General features: G+C 48.8%; 19 protein-coding genes and 1 pseudogene. 16 read left to right on the top strand and 4 right to left on the bottom strand.

Going from position 1 to position 13,838, the window contains the following annotated elements:
* The 4 genes and pseudogenes from HW447_RS16195 to HW447_RS16180 form a co-directional block, all read left to right on the top strand.
* Positions 1–448 (top strand): annotated as a pseudogene (locus HW447_RS16195) (hypothetical protein); the annotation flags it as partial.
* A gap of 90 nt (positions 449–538) precedes the next feature.
* The gene (locus HW447_RS16190) at positions 539–2,419 is read left to right on the top strand and encodes a recombinase family protein (protein WP_176256127.1); all 1,881 of its coding nucleotides are present in this window, start codon (positions 539–541) and stop codon (positions 2,417–2,419) included.
* Positions 2,420–2,445: 26 nt separating this feature from the next.
* Positions 2,446–2,799 (top strand): TnpV protein, encoded by a 354-nt coding sequence (locus tag HW447_RS16185; RefSeq protein WP_012816186.1) that lies wholly within the window; start codon positions 2,446–2,448, stop codon positions 2,797–2,799.
* Positions 2,800–2,815: 16 nt separating this feature from the next.
* Positions 2,816–3,115 carry a hypothetical protein gene (locus HW447_RS16180; RefSeq protein ID WP_148336331.1) on the top strand — a complete coding sequence of 100 codons (300 nt, stop codon included), beginning with the start codon at positions 2,816–2,818 and terminating at the stop codon, positions 3,113–3,115.
* 27 nt (positions 3,116–3,142) lie between these two features.
* On the opposite strand, the gene HW447_RS16175 is transcribed toward HW447_RS16180, so the two are convergent.
* A complete protein-coding gene (locus HW447_RS16175) occupies positions 3,143–3,511 on the bottom strand; it encodes a helix-turn-helix transcriptional regulator (RefSeq protein ID WP_176256126.1) in 369 nt (122 codons plus the stop codon).
* A gap of 141 nt (positions 3,512–3,652) precedes the next feature.
* On the bottom strand, positions 3,653–4,174 hold the full coding sequence (locus tag HW447_RS16170) for a PadR family transcriptional regulator (RefSeq protein WP_176256125.1): 522 nt from the start codon (positions 4,172–4,174) through the stop codon (positions 3,653–3,655).
* Between the two features lie 214 nt (positions 4,175–4,388).
* On the opposite strand from HW447_RS16170, the gene HW447_RS16165 reads away from it, so the two are divergent.
* From HW447_RS16165 to mobQ, 9 genes are all read left to right on the top strand, one after another.
* Positions 4,389–5,765 (top strand): MATE family efflux transporter, encoded by a 1,377-nt coding sequence (locus HW447_RS16165; protein WP_176256124.1) that lies wholly within the window; start codon positions 4,389–4,391, stop codon positions 5,763–5,765.
* 69 nt (positions 5,766–5,834) lie between these two features.
* Positions 5,835–6,359, top strand: a complete 525-nt coding sequence (locus HW447_RS16160) for a PadR family transcriptional regulator (RefSeq protein WP_176256123.1) — start codon at positions 5,835–5,837, stop codon at positions 6,357–6,359.
* On the top strand, positions 6,356–6,778 hold the full coding sequence (locus tag HW447_RS16155) for a YjdF family protein (protein ID WP_176256122.1): 423 nt from the start codon (positions 6,356–6,358) through the stop codon (positions 6,776–6,778). The genes HW447_RS16160 and HW447_RS16155 overlap by 4 nt, the downstream gene beginning before the upstream one ends.
* A gap of 1 nt (position 6,779) precedes the next feature.
* Positions 6,780–6,965 (top strand): cysteine-rich KTR domain-containing protein, encoded by a 186-nt coding sequence (locus HW447_RS16150; protein WP_117510411.1) that lies wholly within the window; start codon positions 6,780–6,782, stop codon positions 6,963–6,965.
* Between the two features lie 523 nt (positions 6,966–7,488).
* Positions 7,489–7,902 (top strand): RNA polymerase sigma factor, encoded by a 414-nt coding sequence (locus HW447_RS16145; protein WP_176256121.1) that lies wholly within the window; start codon positions 7,489–7,491, stop codon positions 7,900–7,902.
* 103 nt (positions 7,903–8,005) lie between these two features.
* The gene (locus tag HW447_RS16140) at positions 8,006–8,458 is read left to right on the top strand and encodes an RNA polymerase subunit sigma-24 (RefSeq protein ID WP_176256120.1); all 453 of its coding nucleotides are present in this window, start codon (positions 8,006–8,008) and stop codon (positions 8,456–8,458) included.
* Between the two features lie 10 nt (positions 8,459–8,468).
* A complete protein-coding gene (locus tag HW447_RS16135) occupies positions 8,469–8,930 on the top strand; it encodes an RNA polymerase sigma factor (RefSeq protein ID WP_118556432.1) in 462 nt (153 codons plus the stop codon).
* A 28-nt stretch (positions 8,931–8,958) separates the two neighbouring features.
* On the top strand, positions 8,959–9,249 hold the full coding sequence (locus tag HW447_RS16130; RefSeq protein ID WP_107630807.1) for a DUF3847 domain-containing protein: 291 nt from the start codon (positions 8,959–8,961) through the stop codon (positions 9,247–9,249).
* Positions 9,250–9,435: 186 nt separating this feature from the next.
* Positions 9,436–10,881, top strand: coding sequence for a MobQ family relaxase (gene mobQ, locus HW447_RS16125; RefSeq protein WP_176256119.1), 1,446 nt, complete (start codon positions 9,436–9,438; stop codon positions 10,879–10,881).
* Positions 10,882–10,988: 107 nt separating this feature from the next.
* On the opposite strand, the gene HW447_RS16120 is transcribed toward mobQ, so the two are convergent.
* Complete coding sequence (locus HW447_RS16120) at positions 10,989–11,279, bottom strand: type II toxin-antitoxin system YafQ family toxin (RefSeq protein ID WP_002596328.1); 291 nt, start codon at positions 11,277–11,279, stop codon at positions 10,989–10,991.
* Positions 11,276–11,554 carry a type II toxin-antitoxin system RelB/DinJ family antitoxin gene (locus HW447_RS16115; RefSeq protein WP_005924829.1) on the bottom strand — a complete coding sequence of 93 codons (279 nt, stop codon included), beginning with the start codon at positions 11,552–11,554 and terminating at the stop codon, positions 11,276–11,278. The genes HW447_RS16120 and HW447_RS16115 overlap by 4 nt, the downstream gene beginning before the upstream one ends.
* 126 nt (positions 11,555–11,680) lie before the next feature.
* Here HW447_RS16115 and HW447_RS16110 point away from each other — a divergent pair, with 126 nt between their 5' ends.
* The 3 genes from HW447_RS16110 (at position 11,681) to HW447_RS16100 (ending at position 13,786) form a co-directional block, all read left to right on the top strand.
* A complete protein-coding gene (locus tag HW447_RS16110) occupies positions 11,681–12,079 on the top strand; it encodes a cysteine-rich VLP domain-containing protein (protein WP_031475896.1) in 399 nt (132 codons plus the stop codon).
* Between the two features lie 112 nt (positions 12,080–12,191).
* Positions 12,192–12,926, top strand: a complete 735-nt coding sequence (locus HW447_RS16105) for a phage replisome organizer N-terminal domain-containing protein (RefSeq protein WP_107630810.1) — start codon at positions 12,192–12,194, stop codon at positions 12,924–12,926.
* Entirely contained in the window at positions 12,923–13,786 is an 864-nt protein-coding gene (locus tag HW447_RS16100) for an ATP-binding protein (protein ID WP_107630811.1), read from the top strand. The genes HW447_RS16105 and HW447_RS16100 overlap by 4 nt, the downstream gene beginning before the upstream one ends.
* Positions 13,787–13,838 lie beyond the last annotated feature (52 nt).

The following is a 13,838-nucleotide window of genomic DNA, read 5'->3' as shown; positions in this document are numbered from 1 at the left end:
ACTACTTGATTTGAGCCGGGTTTCGTTTCACACGAGGCCTTATGATAGGCTTGAGCCGTATGACGGGAAACTATCACGTACGGTTCTTAGGGGAGGGGCTGGCAGTAATGCCAGTCTCTTACCCGACCTTCGGAGCGAAAAGGATATTTTAAAACTGGTTAATACGATTATAGTCAACACCAAAGGAGAGGGGCAGCAATCCGGTGAGGACTTTTGGGTCAAAGCAGAAAAACTCTATTATACAGCATTGATTGCATATATCTGGTATGAAGCACCAGAGGAAGAACAGAATTTTGCAATGCTGATTGATATGATTGATGCCAGTGAAGCAAGAGAAGATGATGAAAACTTTAAGAATGCGGTTGATCTTCTTTTTGAGGAACTGGAGGAAAAAGACCCGAATCATTTTGCCGTAAGGCAGTATAAGAAGTATAAGCTGGCGGCAGGTGATATATGCTCTAAGTGACTTCTTAATCATGATTGTGTCATGGTTAGTGAAGCAATCACTTAGAGCATTTTTGTTTCAGGAGGTACAGCCATGAGAAATGAAAAAATTACCCCACTGTACGAGCGCCTGAGCCGGGACGATGAGTTACAGGGCGAGAGCAATTCCATATCCAATCAAAAGCAGATGTTAGAGGATTTTGCCCGCCGGAATGGACTGCCAAACCCTACGCACTTTACCGATGACGGTATCTCAGGCACCCGTTTTGACCGCCCTGGATTTTTGGCGATGATGGAGGAAGTGGAGGCAGGGCGTGTAGAGGCAATCGTCATCAAGGACATGAGCCGATTGGGGCGCGACTATCTGAAGGTCGGTCAGGTCATGGAGGTTTTGCGGCAGCGAGGCGTTCGTCTGATTGCCATCAACGACGGTGTGGACAGTCTGAAAGGCGATGACGATTTTACCCCGTTCCGCAACATCATGAATGAATTTTACGCCCGTGATACCAGCCGGAAAATCCGCTCTGTGTTTAAGTCAAAAGGCATGAGTGGCAAGCACCTGACTGGCACCGTGATTTACGGCTATTTATGGGACGAAAAACGGGAGCATTGGCTGTTAGATGAGGAAGCTGCCGAAGTGGTACGCCGTATCTTCTCCCTCACGCTGGAGGGATATGGGCCTTATCAGATCGCCTGCAAACTATCCGCAGACCGGATTGAAATTCCTGTCGTACACCTTGCCCGCTTCAACGAGGGTGTGAACCGTTCAAAGCCGGTCAAAGACCCCTATGGATGGGGATCATCTACCATCGTAAACATTTTGAAAAAGCGAGAGTATTTAGGGCACACCATCAATTTCAAGACCCGCAAGCACTTTAAGGACAAGAAAAGCCACTATGTTTCTGAGGACGAGTGGACGATCTTTGAGAATACCCATGAAGCCATTATCGACCAGCAGACCTTTGATCTGGTGCAGAAAATCCGCAGCAATGTACGGCGTTATCCAAACGGCTGGGGCGAAGCGGCTCCCCTCACAGGCTTGCTCTATTGTGCCGATTGTGGCGGCAAGATGTATGTCCACCGCACCAACAATGGCAAGCGGATTTCTCAATATACCTGTTCCAATTATACCAAAGTTCCGTGTGGGACACTATGCCCTACACAACACCGTATCAATGAGAGTGCTGTTCTGACATTGGTTTCCGACACGCTCCGGGCTATCGCTGAATATTCCAGAAATGACCGGAAGGAATTTATTCACACCGTTCAGGAAACGCAGGTTGCCCAACAGAGTGCCGATATAGCGAAAAAGCGCAGGCGTCTGGCCGCTGCTCAAAAGAGAGCCGGAGAACTGGAAAAACTGATTTGCAAAATCTATGAGGACAATGCCCTCGGCAAGCTGCCGGATGCACGATATAGGGCACTTGATGCACAGTATGCCAAAGAGCAGGACGCACTTGAGATTGAAATTGCGGAGCTGGAAAAGGCTGTTACCGGCTACGAGCAAAGCCAGAAATCAGCGGAGAAATTTATAGCCCTGATTGATAAATACGAGAATTTTGACACGCTGACAAACACCATGCTCAATGAGTTTGTAGAGAAAATCCTTGTCCACGAACGCGCCCGAAAAGGCAGTCAGGACACCACGCAGGAAATTGAAATCTACTTCAATTTTTTAGGACGCTATATCCCACCATCCTTACAGCCGGTTCCTTTAACCCCGGAGGAACAGGAAGAACTGCGGAAAAAAGAAGAACGCAAGGACAGGCTTCATCAGAATTATTTGAAGCGGAAAGCCAGCGGCGCACAGAAACGGTATGAGGACAAAATCAAGGCGAAGAAAAAAGCGGAAATGGACGCTAAGAAAGCCCTGATCCGGGCTGAGGATATGAAAAAAGGCGTTTTTTCTACTGTCGGACAGCTGCCGAAAGAAGAACCACGCAAAGGCAGCATAGCAGCCAGCGCAGCAGTCTAATCATCACGAAGCAAAGGAGAATGAATATGAGTAAGTTGACTTACATTCGTTGTGGAGATTATGATATACCCAACCTAAAACTTTCTGAACAGCCGGAAACTTCTATCGGCAAGTACGGCAGAATGCGAAAATCCTACCTAAAGGAACATCGCCCCATTCTCTACAACCATCTGCTGATGAGCGAGAAGCTGTATCCACACCTGTTAGAGATTGAGCGGACAGCACAGGGGCGTGTGGAAACCATGTTGCCTCACATGATGGAAGTTGCGGGTGTCACGGAAGAACTGAAAGCCTGTGACCCTATGCGTTGGGTGGGGCTGATGAACACATTAACGGCACAGATTGAGGAAATTTTAATCAGGGAACTGATTTGCAGCTGAATGGGAGGTGCGGGAAATGCTGACCTTTGAAAAGGTTTTGAAAGTGTTTCAGGCATATCTGGATGATGACCCTTTGTATGAGGTGGTTCAGACCAGCCTCGGTTATACATTGATGGCATGGGAGCCCCACCGGAATGACTGGTACAGCGCCGAGATACAGAAAACCCCGGAGGATTTACGGAACGCTTTGTTGAGTACATACGCTAACTTTCTGGAAGATAAAATTACCGGAAACAAGCGTGAACTGACTGTGACAGAAACCGGAGAAATCCAGCAGAGGTGCCGGGAACTTTTGGAAAAGTGCAGGGAAACATGATACAGAAACGCCAGAAGGAGGCCGCGATTATGCGTCCTCCTTCTGTTTCGCAGTCTGTTCCATTTTGAGCGCCCCGTCTATGGCACCTTCGATAATCGGCAGGTATTGTTCAGGACAGAGCTTCAGCTTGTGGCTGACCCGCTGCCGCTGATCGCTTTCTTCCCGCATGATCTCCGGGTTAAAATACCGCTCTACGGGAAGTCCGCAGACCTTAATCAACTGGATCATCACAGGCAGGCTCGGAATCGCACCTTGATTCTCAATGTTGGCAAGATACCGCCATTCAATCCCAACCATTTCTGCCAATGTTTTTCGTGCAAGACGCTTTACCTCTCGTGCGGCTTTGACATCTGCACCAAAGGTTTCAAAACCGGGACAATCTTCAACTTTCGCCATATAATATCACCCAGTTACATTGTATAATTCATACTTTGCCCGTGGAATGTTACTATATGCAGGTTAGTTGAAGTTTATAATTCATATATAAAAGACCAGCGTCACACAAAGTTGCTGGTCTTTTCGCATAATGATTTATTGTTAATTCTCTTTTAATGAAGCAATCCATGCTTGGATTGCTTCCACCAGTACATACTGCTGACGCAAAACAGCCATACCTGTTGCGGGAATACTGGGCTCATTTTCTTTTTTCTGTATATTATGTTCCAGATAGGATTTTAAAGTACTAATATTTTCCTCAATTTCTGCTATGCACGATTTTTGTTTTTCAGGTGGCAAGGAATCCAAATTCACAATAACAGCGTTGAAGTCCAGAAAAATGTTAATAGGCTTTCCAGAAATCTCAAACATGAGCCGTTCAAATTCTGCTTCTCCGGCTTCCGTCAGGGAATAAATCGCTTTTTCTGGCATCTTCCCTTCCTTTACGATTTCGCCTCGGATTAGCCCCTTTTCTTCTAACTGAATGGCTTTTTTATAAATGGATGGAGTGCTGATTTTTACCCATTTGGATATGTTTCTATATTCTACTAACTTTTGAATATCGTAGGCGCTCATTGGCTCCTTTTTCAATATTCCCAACACGATTAAATCTATGGTCGCCATGTGGAATCACGCCCTTTCACTATGCTTTCTGCATGAAAGAATACTGTCAAATTTACTATAAAATATAGTATTAGATTTTATACTCTTTGTCAAGACAAATCGCCTCGCTTCTCTTGACATATACTATAAATTATAGTACTATGATTTATGTGGTATGATACTATAATCTATACTACTGTAAATTATACTTAAAGAAGCGAAAGGAGAATTAACAATGAATGAACGCAACAACAAACTTGAGCTTTTGGGCAGTGCGCCTATCCCCAAAGCTCTGATGGCTCTCGGCATACCGATTATGATTGGGATGTTGATCAATGCACTCTATAATCTGGTGGATGCCTATTTTGTGAGTGGCTTGGGCAAAAGTCAAATGGGTGCTATTTCTGTCGTATTTCCGTTGGGACAAGTCGTGGTTGGTTTAGGCCTTATGTTCGGTAACGGAGCCGCATCCTATCTGTCAAGACTATTGGGGCGCGGAGATAAAGATACCGCCGATAAAGTGGCAAGCACCGCACTGTATAGCAGTATTCTGATTGGTGCTATTATCATCCTACTTTCTACGATTTTCCTTAAACCAATTTTGGTAATGTTGGGCGCGACGGAAACAATTATGCCGTATGCCTTGACATACGCAAGAATTTATGTGCTGTCCTGTATTTTCAATGTGTTTAATGTAACAATGAACAATATTGTAAGTAGCGAGGGGGCAGCAAAAACGACCATGTGTGCCTTGCTATTGGGAGCCGTATTGAACATCGGATTAGACCCTCTTTTCATTTATACTTTGGACATGGGAGTAGAAGGTGCAGCAATCGCCACAGCAATTTCGCAAATGGTATCCACGCTTGTTTATCTTACCTATGTTCTGCGAAAAAAAAGCGTATTTTCGTTCAGTATAAAAATATTTTCTCCTACGAGGCAAATGATGGCGGAAATTTTGAAAATTGGAGTTCCCACTTTGGTGTTCCAACTGCTGACAAGTCTTTCGATTGCGCTAATTAACCGCGCATCCAGCAATTATGGCGATTCGGTCATTGCAGGCATGGGGGCGGTTACGCGAATTACTTCTATGGGAACTCTTGTTGTCTTTGGATTTCTGAAAGGGTTCCAGCCTATTGCTGGATTCAGCTATGGGGCAAAGAAGTTTGATCGCCTGCGCGAAGCAATCAAAACCTCAATCATTTGGTCTACAAGTTTCTGCTTAGTTGTGGGCTTGGTGATGGCCGTTTTTTCTACGCAGATTATCTCTCAATTTACTGAGGGAGATACTCAAATGATTTTAGCAGGTCAAAAATCACTGTTTGCAAATGGGATCACATTCATTCTTTTTGGTTTCTACACGGTTTACTCCTCTTTGTTCCTTGCCTTGGGCAAAGGTGCGGCAGGTTTCTTTTTGGGAGCATGTAGACAAGGTGTCTGCTTTGTTCCTGTCATTTTGCTGCTGCCTATGGTATGGGGAATGAACGGAATCCTATATGCCCAACCCATCGCGGATGTAATTTCCGTAGTAATCACTGTATTTATGGCGTTACACCTTCATCGGGAATTGTCTATGGCTGAAAAACAGGTTATGTCCAATTCGGAAATATAAAGTACTTCCCCTTGACTTTTGCTATCAACAATAGTACTATTGATAATAGTAAAAGTTGGAGGTGTAGTTATGTCGTCAATCGATTTAGTCATACTTGGTATTGTATTGGAAAAACCACAAAGCGCCTATGACATTCAAAAGGATGTGGAGTACCACCATTTTTCCCGCTGGACAAAAATAAGCGTACCTTCTATTTATCGCAAGGTTCTCCAGTTGAGCGAAAAGGGTTATCTGCAAAGCGATATTGTCAAGGGCGATAAGTTTGCGGATAAAGCTATTTATTCTATTACCGATCAGGGCAGAGCGTATTTCAAGGAGCTGATGGCCTCTTATGCCGCTGGCCCAGTACCCTTGCTATTCGATTTCAATGTGGTTATTACCAATTTGAACAAGATGGACAAGGCCGAAGCGTTGGAGCTGGTTTCGGCTTTGCGCCGGAGCATACAGTCCTCGGCTGAATCCAACGAGGGCTATGCGCGGGAATTTACAGACATTCCTTTGGTTGGGAGAACGATTTTTGAGCAGCAGCAGTTTCTCTATCGCGCCCTTTTGGAATGGCTGGATCACTTTGAAGGGCAGTTCTTAAAAGAATGAGCACAGTCCCCCAAAGCAGTTTGACCATCCTGTTTGAAGCTCCATTTTGGATTGGTCTATACGAAAGAACGGATAACGGTAAGTACGAGGTATGTAAAATCACTTTTGGTTCAGAGCCCAAAGACTATGAGGTCTATGAGTTTCTGCTGAAGAATTGGCATAAATTGAAATTCAGTCCCCCGATCCAGACCGAAGTAGCCATAGAGCGAAAAATCAATCCCAAACGAATGCAGCGCGAAATCCAAAGTCAACTGCAAGATAAAGGCATTGGCACAAAGGCACAGCAGGCGTTGAAACTCCAGCATGAGCAATGTAAGCTGGAACGGAAAACCAAGAGCCGTGAGCAGAAAGAGGCTGAGAAAGACCGTCAGTTTGCCATACGGCAGGAAAAGAAGAAAGCCAAGCACAGAGGAAGATAACATGAAGATAGAATGGATTTTATGCCCCTTTTGCGGCAGCAAAACGCGATTGAAAATCCGCGATGATACAGTACTGGAAAACTTTCCGTTATATTGTCCTAAATGCAAACATGAAACCCTGATTACAGTAAGAAAACTAAATTTATCCATCGTTCAAGAGCCAGACGCACAGACGCAGAGCCGATAATACACAAGGTAAATTCACTTGTGGTTATCGGTCCTTTTTTATTTCAATATACGACGAGAGCCTGCCCCGCCCAACGGGGAAAGAAAAAAACCGTAGCTGGGCAGGTTGATTTTGTGCGCTTACTCTACATACTCTGGCGGCGGTTTTGAGAAATCAGAGCCGCCGTTTCTTTTCGCCTATCCTAAACCAACGACGACCTAACACCGTGTAAATCCACGGCGGCATATAGGAGGATTGCCGCCGTGTCTATTTTTGCCTATTTTCACAGCACCCATGACCTGCACCAGCTAAAAAAAGCCTGTTCCCAGCAGCGGAGCAATGCGGCCGGTGGTATGCACTATACCATGTAATTAAACAGCAAAATATATTCCATGACGCTCGTATGGCTTTATGCCGTCCGGGCGCTTTTTTGTCCCTATGGAGCCGGAACATCGGGTCAGCATGGCCCGAACTTTATCCCCGGTGCCGTTCTCCACCACCCCATTCAGATTTTCCCGAAAAAATCTGAATGGAGGAAAGGCAGATGGAAGTTACCATCAATTATAACGGACAAGCTGTGACCGTGGAGATCACGCTGGAAGTCTATGAATTTCTTGACCGGGCCGATCACAAAACGGAGAACCTGTTCCATGAACAGCGGCGGCATTGGGATGGCCGGGAGTTTGACGAGTACATCATTACCACCGAGGGCGTAGGAGCCTACGGCGAAACGCCGGAAGAATACCTTTGCCGCATGGAAACGCTGCATGAGCTGATGGCAGTTCTGGACACTTGTACCGAGGCCCAGCGCCGCCGGTTCCTGCTCTACGCGCTTGACGGACTGAGCCTTGCAGAGATCGGTGTGCTGTGCGGCTGCTCCAAAGTGGCTGTGTATCAAAGTGTGGAGGCGGTCAGAAAAAAATTTATAAATTTCTTTGGGAACAGGCTTAACGAATGACCTGTTTTCTGGCTACCAAGTGAAAGGGATCATTTCCCTTATCTCAGCGAGGGGCGGACAGCGGACGAGCTGCCCGCCTCTCCAATTTTCAGGAGGTAAGCCTATGAAAACAATCAATCTGCGGTGGATGTATCCCCACTACCGGCATGACGAGTTTGTGGATGTTACGGACGAGGTATGGGCAGCGATGTATCAGGCCCAGCGGGAGATGGAGAACTATGAGCGTCGGAAAGTCTACCACCGCGCCTACTACTCTCTGGACGCATACAGCTGGCTGGAAAATTACGCACTGGAACACAGCAGATCGCCGGAAGATATTTTGCTGGAACGAGAAGAAATGACCACCCGCCTGCACCTGATTGCAGCTCTGCCTGCGGCTCTGGCTCATGCCACTCCGACACAGGCCCGCCGTGTTCACGCCTACTACATTGCCGGTATCAAGCAGCCGGAAATCTCCCGGAGAGAGGGCATCCACAGCAGCAAGGTCAGCGTTGCCATCCGTCGAGGTCTGCGGAATATGCGCCGCTGCTATGATGACCTTTTTCAAACAGAGTGAGGGCGTGCCTATGCAGACCATCAATCTCAAACAATATTATCCATTTTGCAAAGAGGACATTTTTGTGGAGGTGTCCGATGAGATCGTCGAAGCGTTTCTTCTGGATAAGAGGGCCGAGGCTTCCAGAGAGCGCAAGATGTTCCGATATAAGGCGTTTTACTCCCTCGATTGTAACGACGGAATCGAAAATGCTGCAATCGGCTGGGCGCAGCCATCGCCAGAGGATCATCTGATAGAAAAAGAGGAATTAGCCGAATACGAAGAACTGATACGGCGATTGTACGAAGCCATTTCCTCTCTGCCGCCTATGCAGGCCCGCCGTGTCCATGCCCGCTATATGCTGGGTATGAAAGTGAAAGATATTGCCGCAATGGAGGGTATCACACCATCGCAGGCGGGAAAATCCATCCACGCTGCACTGCGGGGGCTACGCCGGTACTTTGCGCGTCAGAAATGGACGGTCAATCTATGAGCGTTTCCAAAGAAAAGAGGTGCATGACATGAACGAAAAAATTACAGCCCACCCCTCAAAAGAAGAACGGGAGAAAGTCCTGAAGGAGATCTGGCAGCTTGAAAACCGCAAGAAGATTTTAGAGAACAAGCAGCGGAATGAAGAACGCAGGGTTCGCACCCGCCGCTTGATTGAGCGCGGAGCCATTTTAGAGGGGATTTTCCCGCTGGCTCCTAACCTTTCCGGCGCAGAGGTCAAAGCATTTCTGATTGCCCTGTCCCACCTTCCGGGGGCTGTGGAATTGACTGCAATCCTTCCAAAATCCGGGGACACGCCATAAGTCCCTTGTTTACAAGGGCGCACTTATACACCGTTGCCGGTGCTGTGCGCCCTGCCGGGGACATTGCGTACTTCGTCCGCGATGGGAAGCTACGCTCCCCAAACCCCTTGTGCGCTCTGCACAGCCAAACACCCGCTTTGCGTTTGTCCGGCTCCACAGAGCCTGTTATCCCCTCACTGAAAGGAGGTGTTCCCCATAGATTTCTGTCATATCCCCGTCAGTATCATCAAGCGCAGCGCAGGCCGTTCTGCCGTTGCCGCAGCTGCTTACCGCAGCGGAACCAAGATGACAAATGAATGGGATGGAATGACCCACGACTACACCCGGAAAGGCGGCATTGTCCATGCGGAGATCATGCTGCCCGCCCACGCCCCGCCGGAATTTGCAGACCGTTCTATCCTCTGGAACAGTGTGGAGCAAATCGAGAAAGCAAGAGACAGCCAGCTTGCCCGCGAGATTGAAGCAGCCCTGCCCCGTGAACTGTCCGGCGAACAACAGCTTGCCCTTGTGCGTGCCTATGTGAAGGACAACTTTGTAGACAAAGGAATGTGCGCCGATTTTGCTATCCATGACAAGGGAACCGGCAACCCTCATGTCCATATCATGCTGACACTCCGGCCTTTGAAAGAAAATGGACAGTGGGGCGCAAAGTGCCGCAAGGCATACGATCTGGACGAGAATGGACAGCGTATCCCGGATGGGAAAGGCGGCTGGAAAAATCATCGGGAGGATACGACCGACTGGAACGATAAAGGAAATGTGGAGATTTGGCGGGCAGCGTGGGCAGCCTACACCAACCGGGCACTGGAATCTGCCGGTAGATCGGAGCGCATTGACCACCGCAGTTACAAGCGGCAGGGCATTGATAAAATTCCCTCTGTCCATCTGGGGCCAGCCGCCAGCCAAATGGAAAAGCGCGGTATCCGCACCGACAAGGGAGAAGTAAACCGGCAGATCGCCGCCGACAACAAACTGCTGAAAGAAATTAAAGCCCGCATTACCCGTCTTTATCGCTGGTCGAAAGACGAAGCGGAAAAACCACAAACACAGCAAAGCAGCTTGACAGCTTTGTGGGAGGCCCAGCAGCAGTTGAACACTCCCCGCACCCGCACCGGAAAAATCCGGGCTTTGCAGGAAAGCGCTGCACTATTCAGCTTTTTACAGGCAAACGGCATCCAGTCTATGCAGCAGCTTCATGAAAAAATCGCTGATATGAACAGCCGTTACTATGACCTGCGGGGAAAGATCGTCAAGGCTGAGCGCCGGATCGCCATTCTTACCGAACGCGGGGAGATGTGGGAACAATACAACCAGTACAAGTCCATCCACAAACAGCTTGCCAAAGTAAAGCCGGAAAAGCGGGAACAGTTTGAGCAGCGCCACAGCCGGGAACTGATCCTGTATGACGCAGCAGCCCGGTATCTGAAAGAATTGAAAGATAGCGGCGAGGGGATCACCCCGAAGGCATGGCAGCGGGAGATCGACCAGCTGACCGCCGGAAAGCAGACGGACACGCTTGCCATGAAATCCATGAGGGAGGATTTGAAAGCAGTGGAACGGCTCCGCAAAACCGCCGAGCAGCTGTCCCGACAGGAACGGGACAAGTCTCACGACCGTGGGCCGGAGCGGTAAAGGCTACCGCGTTTTGGCGTACCTCTGTCAAGTGCGTCGCGTTTCACGACATACCTTTGCATACAGAAAAACCGCCGTACAGGTTTCCCCATACGGCGGCAGACTGTTTATTTGCCGAACAAGTCGCTGTGTGTGCCGGTGCGGGCCAGCGTCAGCACCAGAACATCATCCTCTATGCGATAGACAAGCAGCCAGTCCGGGAGAATATGACATTCCCGATGGCCCGCCCAATCGCCGGACAGGTCATGGTCGCGGTTCTTATCCGGCAGCGGTTCGCCCATTGCCAGCAATGCTACGACCTGCTCCAGCAGCTCAATCTTCAAGCCACGCTTTATGGCTCGTTTGTAGTCTTTTTTGAAACTGGTCGTGTACTTGACGGTATATTTGGTTTCTTTCATCTTTTCAGGTCAGCAAACAACTCGTCAAGGTCATTGTAGCCCTTTACAGACGGGTCTTTTGCAATCCTTTCCGCTTCCAGCATGGCAGCAACCGTTTCTTTGTTCGGCTGTTCCAGCCTTACCTCAAAGGGAATGCCGCCTTCACGAAGCGACTGGCGCACAAAGATGTTAAACGCCGTAGTCAGGTTCATGCCAAGTTCAGTAAACAGTGCGTCCGCCTGCGCTTTCAAATCTGCGTCCATGCGGATACTGATGTTTGTGGTATTTCCAGCCATACGATCAACCCCTTTCTGCTGGCAATTATAGTATATGCCATTTGCACGAAGAAAACAATACTTTGCACGAATATTTAACAATAAATTCATTCAAGGAGGATACCTGCTTTATGAAAGAAATCATTTATGAAGAACAACAAGACTGAACCTATCCCTGTCATGGATTACCGCCAGTATCGCAGAGCGCGGAAACTGGTGCATGAGTGCTGTAACTACATCGACGGAAACTGTATCGCTCTGGACGATGGGGAGGAATGTGTTTGTGTCCAGTCTATTTCCTACTCCCTGTTGTGCAGGTGGTTTCGGGCGGCGGTATTACCGCAGGATAAGGAACTGGAAACGGCGCTGTTCCACCGGCTGAATGCTAAGAAATGCTCCGTATGTAGGGCGCTGTTTACCCCCGGTTCCAACCGGGCCAAATACTGCCCGGAATGTGCCGCACGCATGAAGCGGATCAACGCCGCAAAGCGCAAGCGGAAACAACGGGAGAAATGTCACGCTTTAGGGGCTGAAAAACCCTTGTAAATCAAGGCTTTTTTCGGGGGTGTCAAAGGCAGTCTGATAGATTTATCCTCTGCCCCCTAAAATAGCCTTAAAATGCGTACAGAATCCCAAGAGAACCACAAGGAGGAACCCTATGTCAGACAATCGAAAATATTATTACCTGAAACTCAAAGAAAACTATTTTGATGATGATTCCATCGTGCTGCTGGAAAGTATGCAGGACGGTGTGCTGTATTCTAACATTCTGCTCAAGCTGTATCTGAAATCGCTGAAACATGGCGGGCGGCTCCAGCTTGACGAGGACATCCCTTACACGGCGCAGATGATCGCCACCATTACCCGCCAGCAGATCGGCACTGTGGAGAGAGCCTTGCAGATCTTTTTGAAGCTGGGTCTTGTGGAAGTGCTGGACAGCGGCACATTCTACATGAGCAACATCGAACTTTTAATCGGCCAGTCCTCTACCGAGGCTGAGCGAAAGCGGGCTGCGAGGCTCCAAAACAAGGCTCTTTCCGCGGCCCGGACAAACGGCGGACATTTGTCCGACATTCGTCCACCAGAGATAGAGATAGAGTTAGAGAAAGAGATAGAGATAAAGAGAGAGATAGAGAAGGGACACCCCGCCCACGCCTATGGCCGTTACCAGAATGTTTTCCTGACGGACGGGGAACTGGCAGACTTACAGGCCAGCTTTCCCACTGTATGGGGCCAGTACATCGAAAAGCTGTCCGAGTACATGGCTTCTACCGGCAAGCGTTATCAGAGCCATGTCGCCACCATCCGGCGCTGGGCCGGTGAGGACGCGAAGAAAGCAGCCCCGCCCTCTCGCAACCGGGATTACAGCGTAAAGGAGGATGAAACCGTATGATTGAGATTACCGCAGAAATCCGGGCGCTGATTGACAAGGCAGCCGCCGGTGTGGAACTGGCTGAGGACGAGTGTATAGACCTGTCAGACGGTCTCATCCACTGTAAGAAATGCGGCGGCCAGAGGCAGACTGTTGTGCCATGCTTCGGGAAATCCGGCTACTTTATGCCGCGCTGCATCTGCCAGTGCCAGCGGGAGGCTGAGGAGCAGCGCAAGGCTGCTGAAGAACGGCAGCGCCGCATGGAGCGTATCAAACGCCGAAAGGCACAGGGTTTGCAAGACCGTTATCTGTACGACTACACATTTTCCAATGACAACGGCCAAAATCCCCTGATGGACAAGGCCCGCGCCTATGTGGAGAACTGGAAGGAGGCATACAGGAACAACACCGGCCTGCTGTTGTTTGGGGATGTGGGAACCGGCAAGTCCTTTTTCGCCGGTTGTATCGCCAACGCCCTGCTTGACCGGGATGTGCCGGTGCTGATGACGAACTTTCCTACCATCCTGAACCGCCTGACCGGGATGTTCTCTGAGGACAGGTCGGAGTTTATTGCCAGCTTTGACGAGTATGACCTGCTTATCATTGACGATCTGGGTGTAGAGCGCAGTACAGAATATGCTATGGAGCAGATGTTTTTCGTCATCGACAGCCGCTATCGTAGCCGCAGACCCATGATTATCACAACAAACTTGAAACTGTCCGAGTTAAAAAACCCGCCCGATCTGGCTCACGCCCGTATCTATGACCGTATTCTGGAACGGTGTGCGCCGATTCTCTTTGACGGGAAGAATTTCCGGGAAGAAAATGCCGGTGCTACCCGACAGGCAGCAAAAGACATTGTAAACAGTAAGCACGATTGATTTTTTACCGGGCGGCACAGACCCGTTCGGAGAAAGGAGCGCCATGAACAAA

The sequence above is a fragment of the Enterocloster alcoholdehydrogenati genome, from assembly GCF_013282095.1.
In the GTDB taxonomy this organism is placed as follows: Bacteria; Bacillota; Clostridia; order Lachnospirales; family Lachnospiraceae; genus Enterocloster; species Enterocloster alcoholdehydrogenati.
This window is presented reverse-complemented; position numbering and strand designations above follow the sequence as displayed.

Bases quoted from the DNA above. Each gene is read 5' to 3' on its own strand.
- HW447_RS16190 (WP_176256127.1), top strand. From the start codon at position 539: ATGAGAAATGAAAAAATTACCCCACTGTACGAGCGCCTGAGCCGGGAC.
- HW447_RS16185 (WP_012816186.1), top strand. From the start codon at position 2,446: ATGAGTAAGTTGACTTACATTCGTTGTGGAGATTATGATATACCCAAC.
- HW447_RS16180 (WP_148336331.1), top strand. From the start codon at position 2,816: ATGCTGACCTTTGAAAAGGTTTTGAAAGTGTTTCAGGCATATCTGGAT.
- HW447_RS16175 (WP_176256126.1), bottom strand. From the start codon at position 3,511: ATGGCGAAAGTTGAAGATTGTCCCGGTTTTGAAACCTTTGGTGCAGAT.
- HW447_RS16170 (WP_176256125.1), bottom strand. From the start codon at position 4,174: ATGGCGACCATAGATTTAATCGTGTTGGGAATATTGAAAAAGGAGCCA.
- HW447_RS16165 (WP_176256124.1), top strand. From the start codon at position 4,389: ATGAATGAACGCAACAACAAACTTGAGCTTTTGGGCAGTGCGCCTATC.
- HW447_RS16160 (WP_176256123.1), top strand. From the start codon at position 5,835: ATGTCGTCAATCGATTTAGTCATACTTGGTATTGTATTGGAAAAACCA.
- HW447_RS16155 (WP_176256122.1), top strand. From the start codon at position 6,356: ATGAGCACAGTCCCCCAAAGCAGTTTGACCATCCTGTTTGAAGCTCCA.
- HW447_RS16150 (WP_117510411.1), top strand. From the start codon at position 6,780: ATGAAGATAGAATGGATTTTATGCCCCTTTTGCGGCAGCAAAACGCGA.
- HW447_RS16145 (WP_176256121.1), top strand. From the start codon at position 7,489: ATGGAAGTTACCATCAATTATAACGGACAAGCTGTGACCGTGGAGATC.
- HW447_RS16140 (WP_176256120.1), top strand. From the start codon at position 8,006: ATGAAAACAATCAATCTGCGGTGGATGTATCCCCACTACCGGCATGAC.
- HW447_RS16135 (WP_118556432.1), top strand. From the start codon at position 8,469: ATGCAGACCATCAATCTCAAACAATATTATCCATTTTGCAAAGAGGAC.
- HW447_RS16130 (WP_107630807.1), top strand. From the start codon at position 8,959: ATGAACGAAAAAATTACAGCCCACCCCTCAAAAGAAGAACGGGAGAAA.
- HW447_RS16120 (WP_002596328.1), bottom strand. From the start codon at position 11,279: ATGAAAGAAACCAAATATACCGTCAAGTACACGACCAGTTTCAAAAAA.
- HW447_RS16115 (WP_005924829.1), bottom strand. From the start codon at position 11,554: ATGGCTGGAAATACCACAAACATCAGTATCCGCATGGACGCAGATTTG.
- HW447_RS16110 (WP_031475896.1), top strand. From the start codon at position 11,681: ATGAAGAACAACAAGACTGAACCTATCCCTGTCATGGATTACCGCCAG.
- HW447_RS16105 (WP_107630810.1), top strand. From the start codon at position 12,192: ATGTCAGACAATCGAAAATATTATTACCTGAAACTCAAAGAAAACTAT.
- HW447_RS16100 (WP_107630811.1), top strand. From the start codon at position 12,923: ATGATTGAGATTACCGCAGAAATCCGGGCGCTGATTGACAAGGCAGCC.